The sequence below is a fragment of the Fictibacillus sp. 18YEL24 genome (genome assembly GCF_015903855.1).
In the GTDB taxonomy this organism is placed as follows: domain Bacteria; phylum Bacillota; class Bacilli; order Bacillales; family Fictibacillaceae; genus Fictibacillus; species Fictibacillus phosphorivorans_C.
This window is the reverse complement of record NZ_JACZDT010000005.1, coordinates 364,646-384,651: the sequence shown is the minus strand read 5'-3', so window position 1 is coordinate 384,651 and position 20,006 is coordinate 364,646. Positions and strand designations below refer to the sequence as shown.

The 20,006-nt window shown below is 38.8% G+C and carries 26 protein-coding genes; 18 read left to right on the top strand and 8 right to left on the bottom strand.

What is annotated here, in order from left to right:
• The first annotated feature begins 80 nt into the window (after positions 1-80).
• On the top strand, positions 81-755 hold the full coding sequence (locus HU823_RS17415) for an NAD(P)H-dependent oxidoreductase (RefSeq protein ID WP_144698344.1): 675 nt from the start codon (positions 81-83) through the stop codon (positions 753-755).
• A gap of 40 nt (positions 756-795) precedes the next feature.
• Here HU823_RS17415 and mqnE read toward each other — a convergent pair whose 3' ends face one another.
• Positions 796-1,893: an aminofutalosine synthase MqnE gene (gene mqnE / locus HU823_RS17410; RefSeq protein ID WP_144698346.1), complete on the bottom strand. Its 1,098-nt coding sequence runs from the start codon at positions 1,891-1,893 to the stop codon at positions 796-798.
• Between the two features lie 312 nt (positions 1,894-2,205).
• Between mqnE and HU823_RS17405 the strand changes: the two genes are divergently transcribed.
• Complete coding sequence (locus HU823_RS17405; RefSeq protein WP_144698348.1) at positions 2,206-2,385, top strand: aspartyl-phosphate phosphatase Spo0E family protein; 180 nt, start codon at positions 2,206-2,208, stop codon at positions 2,383-2,385.
• A 78-nt stretch (positions 2,386-2,463) separates the two neighbouring features.
• A complete protein-coding gene (locus HU823_RS17400) occupies positions 2,464-2,820 on the top strand; it encodes a HesB/IscA family protein (protein WP_144703288.1) in 357 nt (118 codons plus the stop codon).
• Positions 2,821-2,872: 52 nt separating this feature from the next.
• On the opposite strand, the gene HU823_RS17395 is transcribed toward HU823_RS17400, so the two are convergent.
• From HU823_RS17395 to HU823_RS17385, 3 genes are all read right to left on the bottom strand, one after another.
• A complete protein-coding gene (locus tag HU823_RS17395; protein ID WP_186320450.1) occupies positions 2,873-3,034 on the bottom strand; it encodes a hypothetical protein in 162 nt (53 codons plus the stop codon).
• Between the two features lie 145 nt (positions 3,035-3,179).
• Entirely contained in the window at positions 3,180-3,353 is a 174-nt protein-coding gene (locus HU823_RS17390; RefSeq protein ID WP_197222829.1) for a hypothetical protein, read from the bottom strand.
• Between the two features lie 80 nt (positions 3,354-3,433).
• The gene (locus tag HU823_RS17385) at positions 3,434-4,411 is read right to left on the bottom strand and encodes an NAD(P)/FAD-dependent oxidoreductase (RefSeq protein WP_144698350.1); all 978 of its coding nucleotides are present in this window, start codon (positions 4,409-4,411) and stop codon (positions 3,434-3,436) included.
• Between the two features lie 374 nt (positions 4,412-4,785).
• Between HU823_RS17385 and HU823_RS17380 the strand changes: the two genes are divergently transcribed.
• From HU823_RS17380 to HU823_RS17360, 5 genes are all read left to right on the top strand, one after another.
• Positions 4,786-5,985 (top strand): NAD(P)/FAD-dependent oxidoreductase, encoded by a 1,200-nt coding sequence (locus tag HU823_RS17380; protein ID WP_191752110.1) that lies wholly within the window; start codon positions 4,786-4,788, stop codon positions 5,983-5,985.
• Positions 5,986-6,064: 79 nt separating this feature from the next.
• On the top strand, positions 6,065-6,553 hold the full coding sequence (locus HU823_RS17375; RefSeq protein ID WP_197222828.1) for an NUDIX hydrolase: 489 nt from the start codon (positions 6,065-6,067) through the stop codon (positions 6,551-6,553).
• A 225-nt stretch (positions 6,554-6,778) separates the two neighbouring features.
• Positions 6,779-6,910 (top strand): YuiA family protein, encoded by a 132-nt coding sequence (locus HU823_RS17370; protein WP_171005383.1) that lies wholly within the window; start codon positions 6,779-6,781, stop codon positions 6,908-6,910.
• 81 nt (positions 6,911-6,991) lie between these two features.
• Complete coding sequence (locus tag HU823_RS17365) at positions 6,992-7,315, top strand: YuiB family protein (RefSeq protein WP_191752108.1); 324 nt, start codon at positions 6,992-6,994, stop codon at positions 7,313-7,315.
• Positions 7,316-7,432: 117 nt separating this feature from the next.
• Positions 7,433-8,107: a 3D domain-containing protein gene (locus HU823_RS17360; protein ID WP_197222865.1), complete on the top strand. Its 675-nt coding sequence runs from the start codon at positions 7,433-7,435 to the stop codon at positions 8,105-8,107.
• A 14-nt stretch (positions 8,108-8,121) separates the two neighbouring features.
• On the opposite strand, the gene HU823_RS17355 is transcribed toward HU823_RS17360, so the two are convergent.
• Positions 8,122-8,952: a cobalamin-binding protein gene (locus HU823_RS17355; RefSeq protein ID WP_197222827.1), complete on the bottom strand. Its 831-nt coding sequence runs from the start codon at positions 8,950-8,952 to the stop codon at positions 8,122-8,124.
• A 13-nt stretch (positions 8,953-8,965) separates the two neighbouring features.
• Positions 8,966-9,448, bottom strand: coding sequence for a divergent PAP2 family protein (locus HU823_RS17350; RefSeq protein ID WP_197222826.1), 483 nt, complete (start codon positions 9,446-9,448; stop codon positions 8,966-8,968).
• Positions 9,449-9,560: 112 nt separating this feature from the next.
• On the opposite strand from HU823_RS17350, the gene HU823_RS17345 reads away from it, so the two are divergent.
• The 4 genes from HU823_RS17345 (at position 9,561) to HU823_RS17330 (ending at position 13,220) form a co-directional block, all read left to right on the top strand.
• The gene (locus HU823_RS17345; RefSeq protein ID WP_197222825.1) at positions 9,561-9,938 is read left to right on the top strand and encodes a DUF309 domain-containing protein; all 378 of its coding nucleotides are present in this window, start codon (positions 9,561-9,563) and stop codon (positions 9,936-9,938) included.
• Positions 9,939-10,019: 81 nt separating this feature from the next.
• Positions 10,020-11,507, top strand: coding sequence for a leucyl aminopeptidase (locus HU823_RS17340; protein WP_197222824.1), 1,488 nt, complete (start codon positions 10,020-10,022; stop codon positions 11,505-11,507).
• 151 nt (positions 11,508-11,658) lie between these two features.
• The gene (locus HU823_RS17335) at positions 11,659-12,978 is read left to right on the top strand and encodes a Na+/H+ antiporter family protein (RefSeq protein WP_144698364.1); all 1,320 of its coding nucleotides are present in this window, start codon (positions 11,659-11,661) and stop codon (positions 12,976-12,978) included.
• A gap of 92 nt (positions 12,979-13,070) precedes the next feature.
• On the top strand, positions 13,071-13,220 hold the full coding sequence (locus HU823_RS17330; protein ID WP_186320451.1) for a hypothetical protein: 150 nt from the start codon (positions 13,071-13,073) through the stop codon (positions 13,218-13,220).
• Between the two features lie 46 nt (positions 13,221-13,266).
• Here HU823_RS17330 and HU823_RS17325 read toward each other — a convergent pair whose 3' ends face one another.
• Entirely contained in the window at positions 13,267-14,436 is a 1,170-nt protein-coding gene (locus HU823_RS17325; protein ID WP_370630123.1) for a CapA family protein, read from the bottom strand.
• Between the two features lie 103 nt (positions 14,437-14,539).
• On the opposite strand from HU823_RS17325, the gene kynU reads away from it, so the two are divergent.
• From kynU to HU823_RS17305, 4 genes are all read left to right on the top strand, one after another.
• Positions 14,540-15,811: a kynureninase gene (gene kynU / locus HU823_RS17320; RefSeq protein ID WP_197222822.1), complete on the top strand. Its 1,272-nt coding sequence runs from the start codon at positions 14,540-14,542 to the stop codon at positions 15,809-15,811.
• Positions 15,812-15,823: 12 nt separating this feature from the next.
• Positions 15,824-16,450: an arylformamidase gene (gene kynB / locus HU823_RS17315; protein ID WP_197222821.1), complete on the top strand. Its 627-nt coding sequence runs from the start codon at positions 15,824-15,826 to the stop codon at positions 16,448-16,450.
• Between the two features lie 135 nt (positions 16,451-16,585).
• Entirely contained in the window at positions 16,586-16,885 is a 300-nt protein-coding gene (locus tag HU823_RS17310) for a hypothetical protein (protein WP_144698370.1), read from the top strand.
• 6 nt (positions 16,886-16,891) lie between these two features.
• Positions 16,892-18,025 carry a conserved virulence factor C family protein gene (locus tag HU823_RS17305; protein WP_144698372.1) on the top strand — a complete coding sequence of 378 codons (1,134 nt, stop codon included), beginning with the start codon at positions 16,892-16,894 and terminating at the stop codon, positions 18,023-18,025.
• A gap of 73 nt (positions 18,026-18,098) precedes the next feature.
• Here the strand turns inward: HU823_RS17305 and HU823_RS17300 are convergent, their stop codons facing one another.
• Complete coding sequence (locus HU823_RS17300) at positions 18,099-18,983, bottom strand: alpha/beta fold hydrolase (protein ID WP_197222820.1); 885 nt, start codon at positions 18,981-18,983, stop codon at positions 18,099-18,101.
• A gap of 477 nt (positions 18,984-19,460) precedes the next feature.
• On the opposite strand from HU823_RS17300, the gene HU823_RS17295 reads away from it, so the two are divergent.
• Together HU823_RS17295 and HU823_RS17290 are read left to right on the top strand one after the other, a co-directional pair.
• Complete coding sequence (locus tag HU823_RS17295) at positions 19,461-19,616, top strand: sporulation protein YjcZ (protein ID WP_082861470.1); 156 nt, start codon at positions 19,461-19,463, stop codon at positions 19,614-19,616.
• A 98-nt stretch (positions 19,617-19,714) separates the two neighbouring features.
• Positions 19,715-19,963: a hypothetical protein gene (locus tag HU823_RS17290; RefSeq protein ID WP_066397198.1), complete on the top strand. Its 249-nt coding sequence runs from the start codon at positions 19,715-19,717 to the stop codon at positions 19,961-19,963.
• The last annotated feature ends 43 nt before the right edge of the window (positions 19,964-20,006 follow it).

Here is a 20,006-nt window from a genome sequence, read left to right as displayed (position 1 = left end):
TTTACTTTTATAATATAGCGTGTAGGGTGACAAAACAACTTAATTACATCTCAGAAAAATTGAAGGAGCGATAAATCACCATGAATAAAGATGCTAAAAAACAAGAAATCTTAGAGGCGTTCCAGTTCAGACATGCGACAAAGGAATTTGATCCAGAGAAAAAAATTTCAGATGAAGACTTTGCATTTATTTTAGAAACAGGACGTCTTTCACCGAGTTCATTCGGTTTTGAGCCTTGGCGTTTTGTTGTCATTCAAAACCAAGAGCTACGTGAGCAGTTAAAGCCTGTTTCATGGGGAGCACAAAAACAATTACCGACTGCGAGTCACTATGTAGTGATGCTCGCACGTACTGCAGAAGATATGATGTATGACTCAGCTTACATTGAGTATATGATGAAAGAAGTGAAGAATCTTCCCAAAGAAGCATATGAAGCGATCAGCGGGTTTTACAAGACGTTCATAGAATCAGACTTTAAGCTACTTGGAAACAATCGAGCTATGTTCGATTGGGCAGCTAAACAAGTCTATATTGCACTAGGAAATATGATGACAGCAGCTGCTCAAATTGGTATTGATTCTTGCCCGATCGAAGGATTTGATCAAGCGAAAGTTCAGGCCATCTTGGAAAAAGAGGGAGTGCTTGAAGGCGGAAATTTTGAAGTAGCGGTTATGGTAGGATTCGGTTATCGCGTAAACGAGCCTCGTCCAAAAGTTCGCCAAGATCTTAATGATGTTGTCAAATGGATTAAATAAAAGGAAATATAAAAGTGGAGGCACATTCGCCTCCACTTTTTTAGTATTTTTGAATGATGTTATAGAATGTATCACGTTCTACAGGCACTTTGTTAGCTGTTTTAATTAAATGTACAAGTTCTTTGCGCGTGATACCTGATGATGTTAATGCTCCAACAGCATGAGAGATACGTTCTTCGATCAACGTTCCGTGGATGTCACTAGAACCGAACGTTAATGCCATTTGAGTTAACTGAACGCCAATGTTGATCCAATACGCTTTGATATGGTCAAAATTATCTAGCATGAGTCGGCTGATCGCGATTGTTCTCATGTCATCAAAAGCGGAAGTTCTTCTCATCAACCCCATTGATTGTGTACGAGGCTGCATAGCTAGCGGGATAAATACCATGAATCCGTTCGTTGAATCTTGAAGTTGACGCAAGCGGTCCATATGAATGAGACGTTCTTCTTTCGTCTCAATAGATCCGTACAACATTGTTGCATGTGTTTTTAAGCCTAATCCATGAGCGATTTCGTGTGCTTCTAGCCACTGATCAGTCGATGCTTTGTCTGGGCTCATTTTTAAACGGTAGCGTTCTGTAAGAATTTCAGCACCACCGCCTGGCATCGTATCAAGACCCGCTTTAATCAATTCTTCTAATACTTCTTTCATTGAAAGTCCAGCAATTCTAGAGAAGAACTCGATCTCAGCACCTGTATAGGCTTTAACCGTGACTTGAGGATAATGTTTCTTTAAAGTACGAATCGTATCTAGATAATAATCGAATGGCACTTCATGATTATGGCCACCTACGATATGAAACTCTCGAATATTATCGTTCCAGCGTTTTTCAACATAGCTCAACAACTGCTCATCGTTCATTGTATAAGCGCCTTCTTCACCAGGCTTGCGCTTAAATCCACAGAAACTACAAGTGGCTTCACAAACGTTTGTTGGATTGATGTACAAGTTTTCGATAAAATAAACGTGGTCTCCGTTCTTACGCGTGTTTACCTCATTTGCTAAGGAAGCAACGCTCAAAAGATCGTTTGTTTCATAAAGATATAATCCGTCTTCAATAGAAAGACGCTCACCGTGAGTAACCTTCTCAGCGATTGCCTCCATGCGCGTATCTAGCGTTAATATATTTGCCATTACTAATCCCCCTAATTTTTCAAATGAAATGTTCGGATGATGTACACAATTTTTTAAGAGATAGGCATAAAGCGACACTCTCTCTTTACCAAATTTATACGAATACTTATGTATTATGAAAATTCAATACATGTCTTAATTGCATAATCATTATAATCCTATTCAAACTGTACGACAAGGGAAGCTGCTTTTTACAGGTAGGTTGTATGTAAAAAGTTTAGTTTTTTTACGAGCGACTCGTTGTCTAATAAATAGAAAAAATGTAAAATAAAAGGAACGGATATGTTGAAAACAAAGAGTGGAGTGACAAAAATGAAAGCCACAATACCAGCCACTAGACTTGAGAAGATCGAACAATTAGAGGCATTGCGTAATAAAATGATACAGGCGGCGAACGCGCTCGGTCTGCAGCATCCCATGGTGCTAAATTATAGTAGGAAAATTGATGAGACACATAATAAGATCATGGAGATGCAGCAAAGGGATAATTAATATAAAGCCGATTTCTTGAGGGCTTATTTAAGAGTCGTTATACTATAGATATAGATCCTTATTAGAGGAGTGATCATGATGATCGTTGAAATAACAGAAAGTGCAGCGAGTAGAATTAAAGAGATGCTAGCTGATGAAGAAGATCAAAACCAATTTCTCCGTGTAGCAGTTAAAGGCGGAGGATGTACAGGTCTTTCTTATGGTATGGGTTTTGATAGTGATAAGAGTGACTCAGACCAAGAAGAGATCATTGAAGGAATTCGCGTAGTAGTGGATGAAGAAAGTGCGAAAGTTCTAAAAGGAACGGTTGTTGACTTTAAACAGAACATGATGGGTGGAGGGTTTACGATTACAAACCCGAATGCAATCGCGTCATGCGGCTGTGGATCATCATTCCGTACAGCAACAAACGCTGGAACACCAGAAGAGTGTTAAATAAAAGAAAAAGCTCCTGCCTCTAGAAGAAGAGGCGGGAGCTTTTTTTGTTTTAAAGAATATTAAAGATAAACAATACGCCAAGTATATCTGATAAGACAGCAGCACTAATAAGTAAAACTTTCTTTTGCTTTTGTTGCTCTCTTAAACCAAGTGGCATTAAAAAGGTACCTAGTATAAAGAAAACAATTCCCAGTATTAAGTTAGTCTTCATTATGTAATTCTCCTTAACTAAAAACTAAAAAGGATAAAAGAAAACCCGGCGCGCCAACACCGGGTAAAAAATCATATCAGTCAGCGGCACTTGTCCGCCTCACAAACAATCATAACAAATATGACGTTTGCTATCCATAAGCAATTTATTCCACCGTGAATTTTTCTAGGTCTTGCAATAACTCTGTTAAACGTGGAAGTTCTCTTTTCGTGTCTTCTAGAAAGGATTCGTCTGTGATATGTAACTGATTGATGATCCTTTGCATCTCTTGAAGGCAGTCAGCGACATGCATTTCTTCTTCAGTAAACTGTCTGTTCATTTCCTACTTTCTCCTTTTAAACAATAGGTACTTATTAAAAAAATCAATAGGCGCAGGAACTTCCCCGCGCCAACTTAAGTTTAGAATAAGCTTGTGCTATGCAAAGGTTGCGTCTTCGCGTTTGGATCGATATAGGATTTAGCATTGTTAATTGCTGTAGGCGCTTCTCCGAAACCAGAAGCGATCAACTTTACTTTGCCATCGTACGTACATACATCACCAGCCGCATAAATTCCTTTAATATTTGTTTCCATTTTGGAATTTACAACAATTGAATTCTTTTGTATATCTAGGCCCCACGTTTTAATTGGACCAAGAGATGAGATGAAACCATAGTTTACGACAACAGCATCCACTTCAACCGTTTCTTTAACATCCCCATTTTCTAAAACAACTGCTGAGATCGTATTTCCATCACCGATCAATTCTTTTATTTGATAAGGTGTTTTAACAGCAACTTTTGAATTCATAAGTTGCTCAACACTATGTTCGTGTGCACGAAACTTATCGCGTCTATGGGTTAAAGTAATTTCTGGACAGATAGGTTCAAGCATTAATGACCAATCAAGAGCAGAATCTCCTCCGCCACAAACTAATACACGTTTTCCTGCGAATGCGTTTAGATCATTTACAAAATAATGCAGGTTTTTGCCTTCGTATTGTTGAGCTGTCGCTAGTTCTAAACGACGAGGTTGAAATGCACCTACGCCAGCCGTAATTAATACTGCCTTACTGTAATGAACATTTTTATCTGTTGTTAATTCGAAGATTTCTTCATTCTTTTCAACGTTTTGAACGGATTCCTCTAAGACCACTGTTGGGTTGAACTGCATCGCTTGCTCTTTCAGGTTATTAACGAGATCTTGAGCAAGTACTTTGGGAAAACCAGCAACATCATATATGTACTTTTCAGGATAGAGAGCAGATAACTGACCGCCAAGTTGAGGCATGCTCTCAATGATCTTCACCTTCATCTGGCGCATGCCACCATAGAATGCAGCAAACAAGCCTGAAGGTCCTCCGCCAATAATTGTGATATCGTAAATTTCTTTTGTCATAACTTTCACCTCTTCTAGATTTATGACTGATGAACATGGAATATGTTCTGACCAGAACGTGCTATCTCTCATTTTACATTCTTGAAGGAAGCCCAAAGTCCTCTTTTTGATTGTAGATTTTGACAATCGAAACAATGATAAGAAAGGCATACTCCACAAGAATTTGAAACATCATCATATCGAAAAAAGGGTTGAAAAAACAAGAAAAAAGGAATAAGATGAGGGTGTATGGTTAAAAAATGTCGATATTTCGAACGTTTTTTGCATTTATTTATATCTTATTACGTGAAATATATCACAATCTATTCCTTTCCATCATATTTAATGATTGAAAAGGTCAAACTAAAAAAAATGAGAACTGGAAGTGAATTTAAATGAGTAAGCCAAAAATTCTAATATTAGGTGGCGGCTACGGCGGAATTATGTCAGCTGTACGTTTACAAAAAGAGCTAGGTTCTGACGAAGCTGAGATCACATTAGTAAATAAGCACAACTATCATTACCAAACAACGTGGCTTCATGAGAACGCAGCGGGAACATTACATCATGACAAAACTCGTATCATGATCGATAACATTATCGATATGAACAAAGTGAATTTTGTTCAAGATACAGTTAAGGAAATCAAGAAAGATGAAAAGCTAGTTATCTTAGATAATCAAGAATTAACATACGACTACTTAATTATTGCGCTTGGTTCTGATCCTGAAACGTTTGGTATCCAAGGTCTTAAAGAAAATGCATTCAGCATTCGCAGCATCAACTCTGTTCGTAAAATTCGCGAGCATATTGATTATTCTTTCGCTCGTTACAATAACGAAGGACAACCTGATGAACTTATTACAATCGTAGTAGGTGGAGCTGGATTTACTGGAATTGAATTCGTTGGTGAACTTGCTGACCGTGTTCCTGAGCTTTGCCGTGAGTATGATATTCCTCGTGAAAAAGTTCGTATCGTGAACATTGAGGCTGCTCCAACAGTACTTCCTGGATTTGATGAAGAACTTGTTGAGTATGCGATCAATAACCTAGAACGTCGTGGCGTTGAATTTCTTGTAAGCACTCCGATTAAAGAGTGTAATGAAGATGGTGTAATCCTTGCAAATGGCGAAGAGATCAAAGCTTCTACAATCGTTTGGACTGGTGGAGTACGTGGTAACCATCTAGTTGAAGAAGCTGGTTTCGAAACGATGCGTGGACGCGTTAAAGTCGACAAAGATCTTCGCATGCCTGGATTTGATTATATTTTTGTTGCAGGAGACTGTGCACTTATCATCGATGAGGAAGCAAACCGTCCATATCCTCCAACTGCTCAAATCGCTATTCAACAAGCTTATACAATCGGCCGTAACATCAAAGCATTGATGAACGGTGGAAAGCTTGAAGAGTTTAAACCTGATATTAAAGGTACAGTTGCGTCCCTAGGTAAAGGTGAAGCGATTGGTAAAGTTGGAAACAAAAAATTATTCGGTGCAACTGCATCTGCAATGAAAAAAGTAATTGATAACCGTTACCTGTTCTTACTTGGTGGGGTACCGATGGTTATTAAAAAAGGTAAGTTAAAACTGTTTTAATGGTTAATGGTAAACTAAGAGCAGAAGCGTAAAGCTTCTGTTCTTTTTTTATTACATTAAGAAAGGGCGAGCGTGCTAAATGACGAAAAAAGACAGAGGAAACGTATGGCTTGCAGCGGCTGGCCTACTGATCGACGAGGATGGAAGGTGGCTTGTCGTGAAAAAGAACTATGGTGGCCTTAAAGGTAAATGGTCCATACCGGCTGGCTTTGTAGATGCAGGAGAAACGGTTGACGAGGCTGCTGTTCGTGAAGTTTATGAAGAGACAGGCATCTTTGGAGAAGTTAGTACAATACTTGGTATACGCTCAGGAGTTATAAAAGAAACGATTAGTGATAATATGGTTGTGTTCTTATTGAAAAAAAAGCAGGGAGATCTTTCACAGCATTCAAATGAAATTGAAACTGCTGCGTTCATGAAGCCTGAAGAACTAAGAGCAGATCCGGATACTTCTCTAATGATTCATTACTTTATGGATAGAAAAGTGAAGTTTTTAGAAGATACAATTAATCCTGGGGATGTATTTGATTATACCACTTATAAGATTATGGATTGCAGACATGAATAGTCAGGTTTTATATATAAAGAAAGTTTCGATCAGGGCTGTGAGTAAAGCTCTGATTATTTTATAGAAGGAACAACAAAAATGTACGAAATATTCTGAAAATTAAAGAATGTTCATGATGATGACGCTTACATTGCAATATTTCGCTTTAAAACAGGTTTTTCAATCCTTCATTTCCTTGTTATTATTATCTGAAAATTTAAACAAAAAAAGAGGGAGTGTTACAACATGAGAAAACATGCGATTCAGAAAAAACATGATCAATGTCCATACTGTGAGGGAAAAGGTTATTTTCAGCTCTTGCTTGGAGGATCTGAAACGTGTGTGGAATGCTGCGGAAGCGGCAAAAAAAGAGCTTAGAACTGTAACGCTCTCAAACACGATTGACGTATATGCCCCCGTTTAGTAAACTAACTTCAGATATATGGGGGTGTCTACATCATGGATTTGCTATTGCCGCAATTCATTATTTCAATGTTGCTGTTTATGGTTCTCTTCTTTGGAATCGGTTTCTTGTTTAACATGCTCTTACGTGCTACTTGGTTTATGGTTATTCTATACCCAATAGTCGTCATAATGATTGTAGATGACATTCGTTTTTTCGAATATTTTACAAAGCCAGGTACGAGCTTTCAATTACTTGGAAGTGATCTTTTAAATTTATCAGCATCAGATATTACGATACTTGCATTCGGATTAATCGGTGCGATTCTATCCGGAGTTGCTATTAAGATGCTTCGAGTACGCGGTTATCAGATGTTTTAAAAGCCCCTCTTATAGGGGTTTTTTTATTTGCACTTTTTTTCCTTTTATTTCAAACGGGTATACATAACAACCAGCCGGGGAAGGAATAGATAGGAGAGGAGTGGACAATTTTTGTTGATTTTAAGAAAAATTGTAAAGCGAACCACGATCGTTATCCTATTTATTTGTGCTGTATTTACAACATTTCGTTCCATTTCTGGTGTAGAGGCAGATGATCTAGCGACTTGGTTAGATGAAAAACAATCAGACAACATGATTATTGAGAGGACACTTAGTGTTTTAACAGAGTCTTTAAAAACTTTGCCTACCATTTATAAGCCTAACCTGATGCTATCATCTGCTGAGGTGAAACAGCGATCTCTTGAAGATGAGATGAACCTTACTCAATATCCTTCTGTTCATGTAACTGCAACAGGCTACACGGCAGGTCAGGAGAGTACAGGTAAGTCGAAAAGTCATCCTGCATACGGAATCACCAAATCAGGTTTAAAGGTGAGAAGAGACCTTTATTCTACCATTGCAGCAGATCCTGCAGTTTTTCCAATCGGTACGGTTCTATGGATTCCCGGATACGGATATGGAGTAGTTGCAGATACGGGATCAGCCATTAAAGGTAACAGGTTAGATCTATTTTATAACACAGTAGACGAAGTGTATAAGAAGTGGGGCAAGAAAAATATTGATGTTTATATAGTCGAACGTGGAGACGGAAAGATTACAGAAAATGAACTGAATGATCTAAACGAAGAAAAGTCCATGCAAGTGTTTAGGCAGCAATACTTATACAAATGATAAAAGCTTCAGGTTCACGTGACCTGAAGCTTCTTTATGTAGCTCTCTTCTTCCTCTGGTAAGAAAACAGGAAAATCGTTCGGATGTATAAGTGCAGCTAATCGTTTCATACCGATGATTAAGCGTGGTGATGGACGGCAGAAGAGGGACTCCTCAAGTTTGAAGATCTCAGTACGAAGATCAGTCTCCAAATGGTCCCAGCCTTCTCGCTTTTGAATATGTGAAATCTGCATCTTATCTGTTTTCACACCGACCCAAACCATTCCTATGATATCTGGTTTACGGCGAACCACGTCTTCCCATGTTGTTTGTACACTTGCCAGTTCGACGTCTTGAAACAAGTTTTCTCCGCCAGCAAGATAAGCGATCTCTGTGAGCCAATTCACTTTACCTGGCGTAAAGATGGGCTTTGGCCACCATTCAAAATATACTTTTTTTCTGTTTTTTATAGAGTTGTTTATTTTCTCGTATTGATTGATCTCATCCTTCATCCATTCAGTTGCCTTTTTAGCTTCTGCCATCTTATTTGTCCTTTTACCAAGATCGAGCAGATCTTTTTGGATATCTGTAAGACTTTGTGGATTATAAATGACATGTGGAATCCTGCGTCGTTCCAATTCTTCTATGTTTTTCTCCATTCCTGGTACACTTAAACTGGCTAGTACAAGATCCGGCTCTAGAGATTGAAGTTTGTTCATATCAATCGATAGATCTGGACCTAATCTCGGAAGTTTTTCGATATCCTTTGGCCAATCTGAAAAGTCATCGACTCCGATCAATTGTGAAGTTAATCCTAAATAATGCAACAGTTCGGTGTTACTTGGGCAAATTGAAATGATTCTCAAAGAGAAGAACCTCCTATGATATGAACAACCATGACAAGAGTAATGTTTGAAGAATTCCAAGAAGTCCGCCAAATAATACTTCACTAGGACGATGTCCAAGAAGTTCTTTTAGTTCTTTTCTTTGTTCTTCCACCTTTTTCTCTTGAAATCTTTCTGATTCTCTCACATGGTTTCTGAATTCTTCTACTAAGTCATTCAATACGGCTGCTTGTTCTCCTGCATGCCAACGGATACCTTTTGCATCGTACATGACGATGATTGCAAACATGGCAGCGATGGCGAAGAGAGTTGAACCCATTCCGTGTAAGGCTCCAACGGCGGTAGCTAATGAAGTAACAGCAGCTGAGTGTGAACTAGGCATTCCTCCTGTACTAATAAATAACTCCCATCTAATTTTTTTAGTATGATAAAAATGGATAGGGATTTTTAAGAATTGTGCAGAAAATACACCAAGTAAAGCTGCTATTAATGGGAAGTTCAATAGAATATCTGGCATGAGGATTATCCTTTCAATATGGTGGTTTATAGTATGGCTGTTTTAGATAGTTGTTACCCGATTTAGGACTAGTTCAATCTTTGCGTAACATGGATTGAAGGAGGAAACAAGAATGGAGTATTTACCGGAGGAGTATTATGAATTCTTCATTGTTTTTAACGATGGAGATTATTATACAGGTCACGATCTGTTAGAAGAAGTGTGGCTCACTGACCGCAGTAACCTGTTTGTTAAAGGATTGCTACAGATGACGGTTGCTCTTTATCATTATGAATATGGAAACCTTAAAGGAGCTAGACAAATGATGAGAGTAGGTAAAGAGTATCTAACTCCGTATAAACCAATTCATTGGCAGTTGAATGTGGAGAAAGTACTATTATTTATTGAACAGTGCCTTAAAGTCATCCCTATTGATCTAGACAGAGTGGCATTTGAAGAAGTTGTTCATCTGCCTGTTCTTCCAAAACTTTATTTAAATTTAGAAGAATAAAGGATCGTGAATTCGAAATATTCTAAAAGAAAGAGTATAATGAGATGCAGAGCTTTATAACGAATAAGGGGGAACTTTAACATGTTTACGATCAAACAACTTTGGAATACTAGCGAACAAGAAGAAGTCCTACTGGTCGGTTTATTTCAAGAACCAAAACTTACTGGTGTAATGGCAGATATGGATAAGGAATTAAGTGGAACAATTACTGATCTTATAAAAGAAGGGGATCTTTCAAATCGCCTAAAAAGCATAAAAAAGCTGAATACACTTGGTCAGCTCGGTACGAAAAGAGTTTATTTTGCAGGTCTAGGAAAGCGTGAAGATTTTTCTTATGACAAAGCTAGAAGCACGTTCGGAAGAGCAGTCCAAGAAATCACAAAAGAAAAGAGAACACACTTTTCTATATTGCTGGATACGTTCCATACGGACCAGCTTTCGATCGAAAAGCTCGCCCATGCTTTTAGTGAAGCAGCGGGTACAGCAGTTTATAAATTTGAAGACTATAAAAAGAAAACGAATGAACCACAAAAGCGGTTAGAATCTGTAACTGTTTATACGGAAAACAGTGAAGTTGAAGCTGGGCTGACGAGCGGATTTGCTTATGCGAAAGGAATTAACTTTGCTCGAGATCTTGTGAACACACCTGCGAACCTTTTGACACCAACAGACCTTGCTGCAGAAGCGATTGATGTGGCGCTTGAATATGGCATGGAATATGAGATTCTTGAAAAAGAAGACATGGAGAAGCTGGGAATGGGAGCTATACTTGCTGTAAGTAAAGGTTCAGATCAGCTTCCTAAATTGATCACGGTAAAATATCAAGGTGGGAAAAAGGAAGATTCTTATGTTGCCCTAGTAGGAAAAGGATTAACCTTTGATGCGGGAGGTTATTCCATTAAACCTGCTCTCAACATGCATGAGATGAAAAGCGATATGGGCGGAAGTGCGGCAGTATTGGGTGCGATGGAGGCAATCGGTCGATTGAAGCCTGAGATTAATATTATGTTTGTGATTCCATCTTCAGAGAACTTGATCAACGGAGAGGCAATGAAGCCAGGAGACGTGATCACTTCACTGAGTGGAAAGACTATTGAAGTTCGAAACACAGATGCTGAAGGACGTCTCATTCTAGCCGATGCGATTACGTATGCAAAGGAACAAGGGGCTAAGTATATTGTGGACGTTGCTACTTTAACTGGCGGAGTGGTCGTTGCACTAGGAGATTGTACAACTGGTGCTCTTACAAACAATGAAGAGTTCTATGAACATATTAAGCAATCTGCAGCGGATGAAGCGGAATTATTGTGGCTCCTTCCAAGTTTTCAGCCATTTAAAGATATGTTAAAAACAAGTGATGTTGCAGATCTTAACAACTCAACAGGCAGACTAGGTCATGCTATTACGGGTGGATTGTTTGTAGGTGAGTTCGCTGAAAATACGCCTTGGGTCCATTTGGATATAGCAGGTACCGCTTATTCTGGAAAGTCCACAGAGTTAGGTCCTAAAGGAGCAACTGGTGTTATGGTTCGAACTCTCGTTAACTTCGTAAGAAATTTTAAAGCCTAATAAGAACGATGAAAAGCTGGTTCTCGCTGTTGAGAGCCAGTTTTTGTTTTGTGTTTGACAAATCCCCTATATCCATGTTAATTTGTTAAAGGTTTAACATATTAGCGATTTAGCGAAATAAAGCGATAAAGTTGTTTGAGGAGGAAATGAAATGAATGCTGTAGTATTAGCCGTAGCTGTTATGCTAGTACTTAGCCTTTTACGTATACATGTTGTCGTAGCCTTGCTAATTGGAGCCTTAGTAGGCGGATTTGTAGCAGGAATGGGTTTAACAGAAACAATAACAGTATTTACTGAAGGGTTAGGATCAAATGCTGTCATCGCATTAAGTTATGCGTTATTAGGAAGTTTTGCCGTTGCGTTATCTCGCACAGGTCTTCCTAAACTGATGGTAGAAAAAGCAATCGTCTTGGTCGGAAAAGAAGGAGAATCTAAAAAGAAGTCATTATCAAAAGTACTTATCTTATTTATCATCCTTATGATTTCTTCATTCTCACAAAATTTAATTCCTGTTCATATTGCGATCATTCCGATTTTTATTCCACCTTTGCTGCACGTATTAAATGAACTGCAGCTTGACCGCAGGTTAGTTGCGACTGTTATTACGTTTGGATTGATCACACCGTACATGTGGTTCCCGGTGGGGTTCGGAGGGATCTTTCATGAGATTCTTCAAACAAACATGAAAGATAGTGGACTATCTGTAAAGATGGATCAGATTCCTGCTGCGATGACGATTCCGTCTCTAGGAATGATTGTTGGTCTATTGATCGCTGTCTTTATTACGTATCGTAAACCACGTAATTATGAAGATAGAACGACAGGAATGACAAAAACTGACGATGTATCTTATACGGTTCGTTCGATCTTTGTAGCTGTTTTAGCTATTGTGGCTACATTGTTTGTACAACTACAAACGGATTCAATGATCTTCGGAGCATTATCAGGGATAATCGTTCTGTATTTCAGTGGACAGTTAAAGTTAAATGCTTCAGATGCAATATTAACTGAAGGTATGAAAATGATGTCGTATATTGGATTCGTTATGATCTCTGCCGCTGGTTTTGCAGCCGTGATGCGCGAGACAGGGGAAGTAGAGACATTGGTTAAAGACAGTGCTGCTTTCATCGGCAACTCGACGGCTCTTGGCGTACTGTTGATGTTGGTTATTGGATTGCTCGTAACGATGGGAATCGGCTCTTCGTTCTCTACCATTCCAATCATAACAACCATTTTTGTCCCATTAGCTGGAGAATTAGGCTTAAGTGTTATGGCGACAATCGCCTTGATCGGTACAGCAGCCGCTCTAGGTGATGCGGGTTCTCCTGCTTCTGACAGTACACTAGGTCCTACTTCTGGTCTGAATGTTGATAATCAGCATAATCACATCTGGGATACATGTGTACCGACATTTTTGCATTACAATATCCCATTGATCGCTTTTGGATTTATTGCAGCGATGGTTTTATAACGATTCCATTTTGTAGAGACAGATTCTTAGAATCTGTCTCTTTTATTATTTTTACGAAAAATACACATGCTAAAAACAAGGAGGGAAAGACCATGACTAAACGTAAACACTCTTGGGATGCAACGAAGAAAAATAACTCAACACCAACTGAAAGCATGACGAATGTAGAGTTTTCTGATGAAAAATTCAGTGATGAACTTCCAAAAAGAGATACACAAAGCCCAAGATCAAAAGGAAAGTAAAAGAAGCTGACTCCAATGAAAATCGGAGTCAGCTTTTTTTAGAAGATTATTCGAAGAAAGTAAGTTCCGGAACCCATTGCTTCATATGTGTTTTTATTTCTTCATAAGGCTTTTTCATGGCAGGTAAGTCTTTCATAGGATGGATCACAAATGGTTGATCTACATAAGTTGGAAGAAATTTCGGTTCGGATAATTCGATGGTTTTTTCCGTTCCTGTTTGTCGTTTGGTTACCTTCAGTTGAACGATTCCACCGATGTCTTTATATTCACGTCTTTGACCGGATAAGAAATTCCCGAGAGAATAAGCGACGAACGTTTTTGAACCGTCACTTGCGGTTTCCCATTTAACAGGTTGCAGTACATGTGGATGGTGACCGATAATGATGTCTCCACCGGCTTCGGTTACTACTTTCACGATATTCTTTTGAAACTCATTCGGCATTCTTTCATACTCGTTTCCGAAATGAAGAGAAACAACATTAACATCAGATAACTTTCTAGCCTCTTTAATGTCTCGCTTGATTCGTTCTACTTCGATCAGATTAACAAGATGATTCTTTCCTGTTGGAACTGGAATTCCGTTCGTTCCATATGTATAGCTCAAAAAGGATACTGTAATGTCGTTCCTTCTGATCAGCCTGATATTTTGTCGATCTTTATCTGTTAGATAGGCACCCGTATACATCACATCAATTTGATTCCAATAATTTAAAGCACTAATGATCGCCTTTTCTCCCCGGTCAAGTGTATGGTTATTAGCTAACGTTACTAAATCTACGCCGGTTGCTTTTAACGCATCTCCAACTTCATGTGGAGAATTGAACGAGGGATAGGATGAGAGACCAAGCTGAGTACCACCAATCATTGTTTCTTGGTTTGCCATCGTAATATCAGGCTCAGATAAATATGATTTTACTAGAGAGAAGTTACGATTAAAGTCATAGCCATTTGCAGTTTTTGCTTTATTATAGACCGTATCATGGATCAAGATGTCACCGATCGCAGCAAGTTTAAGATCTGTTGTTTTTTCTTCAGGTTGAGGAGTGATCGGTTCTGTTTTTATTTCTTGTGGTTCAGCTCTATTTTCCTGTTTCGGTATCTTTTTTTCTTCTACCGTTTGTAAATCTGCGTTATTATACATATATATAAATGCGATTGTCGAAAAGAATACGACTACAATTCCTGTGAACCACCAAAGACGTTTCAGTGGTAACACCCCCTTTGTGTCTATCATAATGGAAGATGTGGGGATATGTATATGTCAAATTACTCGGTATTGAAAACGGTTCCAATTCTTGCATTCGGGAGGAAAGTACAAAATGAGACAAGTCACAGCGCAAATCGTAGAACAAATGGACCAAAATGATGAACTTGCTTCTTTTAAAAAAGAGTTCTATACAAGGGATGAATCGATCTATCTCGATGGAAACTCTCTAGGACTTCTATCTAAACGTGCAGAACAGTCTTTGTTTGATGTATTAAATGACTGGAAAGAACATGGGATAGACGGATGGATGGGTGGTAAATACCCGTGGTTTACTCTGAGTGAAAAACTAGCAGAAAAGCTATCTTTACTCGTTGGAGCAGAAGATAAAGAAGTCATTGTTACAGGTTCAACTACTGTAAATCTTCATCAATTGGTGGCTACGTTTTTTGAACCGAAGAACGGAAGAACGAAGATTTTAGCAGATGAGCTCACTTTCCCTTCTGATATTTATGGCTTACAAAGTCAGTTAAAATTAAAGGGATTAAATCCTGATACCGATCTGATCCAAGTAGGAAGCAAGAATGGTTTAACTCTGGATGAACAAGATATCATTGATAAGATGACAGAGGATGTAGCTCTTATCTTACTTCCATCTGTTCTCTACAGAAGCGGGCAATTGTTAGATATAGAACGTTTAACGCGTGAAGCTCACAAAAGGAATATACCGATCGGATTTGATCTTTGTCACTCGATTGGAGCTCTTCCTCATGAATTAAGCAAATGGGGAGTTGATTTTGCTTTTTGGTGCAATTACAAGTATGTAAATGCTGGACCGGGCGGAGTCGGGGGATTGTACGTCAATAAAAACCATTTTACGAAAACACCAGGGCTTTCTGGATGGTTTGGCAGCAAAAAAGAAACGCAGTTTGATATGGACCACCATTTTGATGCGGAGAATTCTGCGGGTGGTTTCCAAATTGGAACACCACATATGCTGAGTACTGCACCTTTGATCGGATCATTAACTATTTTTGAAGAAGCCAAGATCAATCGGATTCGAACAAAATCTTTAAAATTAACGAGTCTGCTCATGGATTTGTTGAATCAAGAGATCGAAAATGAGTTTACAATCGTAAATCCACTAGATGATAAAAGAAGAGGCGGTCATGTGGCTCTTATGCACAATGACGCTGCACGAATTTGCAAAGCTCTAAAAGAAAACGGCATCGTTCCAGATTTTAGAGCACCAAACATTATTCGTTTAGCTCCAGTTGCATTGTATAATTCTTATCGCGATGTATACGAGGCAGTCCAGATTTTAAGTAAGATCATGAACAATCGTGAATATGAGAAATATGAAAATAAAAGAGAAGTCATCGCATAGGGAGTGGTGGACTTGAAATTATATGATATATCGATGCCGCTATATAATGGTGTACCGGGTTGGCCAGGAGATACGCCATATCACTTCGATCTTGCTTGGACGAAAGACGACTCTGGATCTGTGAACGTTGGAAAAGTGGAGATGAGTACACATATTGGTACTCATATTGATGCACCTTACCATTTTTTAGATAGCGGCGAAAGAGTTGGAGGTTTGGACCTCGGATTATATATTGGCCGAGCAATGGTTATTGATGTGACGATTATGAAAGAGATAACCGCAGAGATCGTAAAAGATAAACTGCAAGCTGGTACGAAACGAGTTCTGTTTAAGACAAGATGCTGGGAAGACCGGTCCGTGTTTCCGGATGAAATCGTACCTCTAAAACCAGAAGCTGTTCAAGTTCTTTACGAGTTTGGAGTCTGCTTGATCGGTGTGGATATGCCCTCGGTTGATCCCCTAGATAGCAAAGAGCTTGATGCACATCATGCTCTTTATGAACACAACATTCATATTTTAGAAGGTCTTGTATTGGATGAAGTTCCTGAAGGGGAATATGAACTTGTTGCTCTGCCACTTTTTCTTAAAGAGGCAGATGGGAGTCCAGTAAGAGCCATACTTAGAGAACTAACTAAATAAGTAGTATAAAAAGCAAACACGAGATGCTGTGTTTGTTTTTCTTTTATGCGACGATCTCCAATTAAACCTGCATGTTTTGAGATTTTATCTATTGTTCCTTATAATAGACAAGAGATATTTACTTGGAGGACAGCTATGTACAAATATGGATTCACCCATTATTTTGAAGGAAGCTTACATTTTATAGGACACGATGTTGTTCAGGTTGGACCTTGGACAAATGTATATCTTTCTTTTGAGATAGAAAATGTTGAGGTACTGCCCGAAGGACTTCATGAGCCGAGTGCTTTAGCTGTCTATGATGGAAATGGCGAGCTACAAGAAATTATTGCTCACGATGAGGGTGTCGATTGTGAATATAAATTTACAGATAAAGAAAAAGATCAGATCAACAACTATCTGCTGCAAATAGATTTTAAACATGAAAAGGAGTGAGTGAGGATGAAAATTACAGGAATTGAACCAACTCCAAGCCCAAATTCAATGAAGATCAATCTGTCTGAAACACTGCCGGGCACTGAGCGTTATAACTATACAAAAGAAGAGGCAGAGCATGCACCTGCATTTATTCAGGAGATCCTTAAAGTGGATGGAGTTAAAAGCATTTATCATGTTGCTGATTTTATAGCACTGGAACGAAATTCGCGTGCGAAATGGGAAGATGTTTTGTCAGGTGTTAGATCTGTTTTTGGCCAAGAAGAAGAATTGGATGATCCTTCTGGTCAACAAACTCAACAAGAAGATGAAATAAAAGAGATTACAGTTCTTATTCAAATGTTTAGAGGTCTTCCTATGCAGATCAAACTTAAAACCGAGCAAGAAGAGAGACGAGTGGGTCTTGCAGAACGATTCGCAAAAGCAGCATTAGAGGCTCAAGATTCTTCCGATAACCTTGTAATGGAAAGGCAATGGGAAGAGCAAGGTGTTCGGTATGGAACGTTTGAACAAGTAGGCAGTGAAGTGGCTGAAGAACTGTCAGCCGTCTATCCGCAAGAACGTCTAGATCAATTAGTAAAACAAGCATATAGCTCAAACACCGAACAAGATGCAGGAGTCGAAAGTCTTTCCACTTCTGAATTAGAGAAACAACTCCGTGACGCTGATTGGCAGACACGTTATGCGGCATTAGAGCGAATAAACCCATCGATCGATGATGTTATGGTATTAAAACAAGCTTTAAAAGATGAAAAGCCTTCTATAAGACGTTTGGCTGTCGTTTACTTAGGGATGATTGAGGATGAAGCTGTGCTACCTCTTCTCTATCTAGCTCTGCAGGATAAGAATGTATCGGTAAGACGTACAGCTGGTGATGCTCTATCTGATCTAGGGAATGCAAAAGCGATACCCGTCATGTGTGATGCATTGTCTGATAAGAACAAACTTGTTCGATGGAGAGCAGCTCGCTTTTTATTTGAAGTAGGAGATGAGACAGCACTTCCTGCATTAAAAGCTGCTCAGGATGATCCAGAGTTTGAAGTATCTCTTCAAGTGAAAATTGCGATCGAACGTATCCAAAGCGGAGAAGAAGCCGCGGGTACAGTGTGGCAACAGATGACAAAGAGTCGTGAACAGTAATAAAGAGGCAAAGCCTATAAACACATAGGCTTTAGCCTCTTTTTCTTATAAATAACATCAAAAATGATGAAGATTAAGATGTCTCTTGTTGAAAGGCAGAACCTTGGTTGATGCCTAATTCAATAAAACGTTGAATCTCATTACATATTTCTTGAGGTTTTTCTTCCATCAGCAGATGGCCGCATTTTTCATATACGATAAGTTCAGCACTTGGAAGATCATGTTTTAAACGATACCCTGTTTTAACTGGCATAACTTTGTCCTCTTTCCCCCATAGCATTAAAACGGGTTGCTTAATCTGATTTAAATCTTGAGAGCACATATCACCCTCACGTTGGCGTAACAACCTAATCAAAGAATGGGTAAATGCTACTTCGCTAATAGGTTTTTTATAACTCTCAATCATTTCTTCCGTAACCAGCTTTGAATCATGCAACACAGAGAGTAGGTTTTCTTTTACATCTTTTCTTTGAATCCAATTGCGCATTCCCCAAGTGAACAATGGAAGGTAAGAGCAAGCGATTAAAGAGCGACTCGCTCTTTTTACGTATGAACAACAGCCAAGAAGAATTAATTTCTCGATTCTTTTCGGAGATTTCTTCGCAGCATGCATAGAGATCTGGCCACCCATAGAATGGCCGATCAATATCGCGTTTTGAATGTTTAATTTATCTAAAAAATCGATGATCAGTTGACCATAATTAGATAATTTGTAGATGAAACTCGTTGATTTTTCACTCTGCCCAAAACCTGGGAGATCAAGTGATACAACTTTATATGTTTTGGTTAAGTATGGAAGTAACTTTCTAAAGCTGACTGTAGAAGATAAAAATCCATGCACGAGAACAACTACTTTTGCATCCGGATCTTCATGATCGAAGTATTCATAATAAATTTGAACACCATTAACACTTATTCGATATCCTGGAGAAAAAATATGGTTTTCATTAACAGCCATGAATGTCTTACCTCCGTCCGCAGAATTCTATGAGTAGTTTCACCAAACAACCCTTAAGATACAAGGAGAAATTATTTCCTCTTTTTTGTAGATTCTTTTCAAAAAGATCTACAAAAAGATTTAATGGCGCAAAGCGGCAGTCTGAAAAGTGGAAGTGACTCGTTTAGCTCCGACAAGAAAAAGTAAATGGGCTGGGAAGGTGCACTTTCCTCATCACAGACATTTAACTTTTGATCATGAGGGGCTAGTCACTGCAACTAGAAAGGAGGCTCACCGTTCGCCCAATGGAAAGCAAGTAACCTGGAGCGGAAATCAACTACTTTTTGGGCGCAACAATACATACAAAAATGCCTTTTAAAACTTATAAAAGTAATGGAAATGCAAAATTTGTGCGTTTGCCTCTATTCCTCTTTACCCACTTCGTACATATTTTAATAAGGAGTAAGAACGCATAAAGAAATAAGAGGAGGTAGCAGGATGGCATTTCCATATTATCCTTACTATTACCCGTATGCTTACGGAGCTTACGGTTATGGCGGCTATGGCTACGGTTGGGTCTGGGCTGTAGTAATTATAGTGTTTATTCTCATCTTGATATTTGGTGGCTGGTGGTGGTGGAACACTAGAGATTAACAGATTAAGGCTTGGAGGTAGGGTCTTCAGGCCTTTTTTTGCTTAAGTATGGATGAACGGTTATGCGGGGATAATGAAAGAAAAAATGGAGAGATGTTATGCATAGTCGACAAACAGTGCGCTATATTTGCGAAGAATACGTGAGCGGCAACTGTTATTATTACAAGAGTGAAATCATTACACATGATAACTGGAAAAATCTTGACTCCCTTTCCTGGTCAAGGCCCCGTCCAATATCTGAAAAGACCTTTCTCAAACAGAAGAAAGCAGGGTATCAAACTGAGCATAAATTTATTAAAAAAGAGCCTGCTGTGGTCGTTTCACTGCACAAAGCAAAAACCGTCTAAATTGGCGGTTTTTTTGTTTTTATAAATAAAATCATAAAGGCGA

Coding starts and splice junctions, on each gene's coding strand:
- HU823_RS17415 (WP_144698344.1), top strand. CDS start 81: ATGAATAAAGATGCTAAAAAACAAGAAATCTTAGAGGCGTTCCAGTTC.
- mqnE (WP_144698346.1), bottom strand. CDS start 1,893: ATGGCAAATATATTAACGCTAGATACGCGCATGGAGGCAATCGCTGAG.
- HU823_RS17405 (WP_144698348.1), top strand. CDS start 2,206: ATGAAAGCCACAATACCAGCCACTAGACTTGAGAAGATCGAACAATTA.
- HU823_RS17400 (WP_144703288.1), top strand. CDS start 2,464: ATGATCGTTGAAATAACAGAAAGTGCAGCGAGTAGAATTAAAGAGATG.
- HU823_RS17395 (WP_186320450.1), bottom strand. CDS start 3,034: ATGAAGACTAACTTAATACTGGGAATTGTTTTCTTTATACTAGGTACC.
- HU823_RS17390 (WP_197222829.1), bottom strand. CDS start 3,353: ATGAACAGACAGTTTACTGAAGAAGAAATGCATGTCGCTGACTGCCTT.
- HU823_RS17385 (WP_144698350.1), bottom strand. CDS start 4,411: ATGACAAAAGAAATTTACGATATCACAATTATTGGCGGAGGACCTTCA.
- HU823_RS17380 (WP_191752110.1), top strand. CDS start 4,786: ATGAGTAAGCCAAAAATTCTAATATTAGGTGGCGGCTACGGCGGAATT.
- HU823_RS17375 (WP_197222828.1), top strand. CDS start 6,065: ATGACGAAAAAAGACAGAGGAAACGTATGGCTTGCAGCGGCTGGCCTA.
- HU823_RS17370 (WP_171005383.1), top strand. CDS start 6,779: ATGAGAAAACATGCGATTCAGAAAAAACATGATCAATGTCCATACTGT.
- HU823_RS17365 (WP_191752108.1), top strand. CDS start 6,992: ATGGATTTGCTATTGCCGCAATTCATTATTTCAATGTTGCTGTTTATG.
- HU823_RS17350 (WP_197222826.1), bottom strand. CDS start 9,448: ATGCCAGATATTCTATTGAACTTCCCATTAATAGCAGCTTTACTTGGT.
- HU823_RS17345 (WP_197222825.1), top strand. CDS start 9,561: ATGGAGTATTTACCGGAGGAGTATTATGAATTCTTCATTGTTTTTAAC.
- HU823_RS17340 (WP_197222824.1), top strand. CDS start 10,020: ATGTTTACGATCAAACAACTTTGGAATACTAGCGAACAAGAAGAAGTC.
- HU823_RS17335 (WP_144698364.1), top strand. CDS start 11,659: ATGAATGCTGTAGTATTAGCCGTAGCTGTTATGCTAGTACTTAGCCTT.
- HU823_RS17330 (WP_186320451.1), top strand. CDS start 13,071: ATGACTAAACGTAAACACTCTTGGGATGCAACGAAGAAAAATAACTCA.
- kynU (WP_197222822.1), top strand. CDS start 14,540: ATGAGACAAGTCACAGCGCAAATCGTAGAACAAATGGACCAAAATGAT.
- HU823_RS17310 (WP_144698370.1), top strand. CDS start 16,586: ATGTACAAATATGGATTCACCCATTATTTTGAAGGAAGCTTACATTTT.
- HU823_RS17305 (WP_144698372.1), top strand. CDS start 16,892: ATGAAAATTACAGGAATTGAACCAACTCCAAGCCCAAATTCAATGAAG.
- HU823_RS17300 (WP_197222820.1), bottom strand. CDS start 18,983: ATGGCTGTTAATGAAAACCATATTTTTTCTCCAGGATATCGAATAAGT.
- HU823_RS17295 (WP_082861470.1), top strand. CDS start 19,461: ATGGCATTTCCATATTATCCTTACTATTACCCGTATGCTTACGGAGCT.
- HU823_RS17290 (WP_066397198.1), top strand. CDS start 19,715: ATGCATAGTCGACAAACAGTGCGCTATATTTGCGAAGAATACGTGAGC.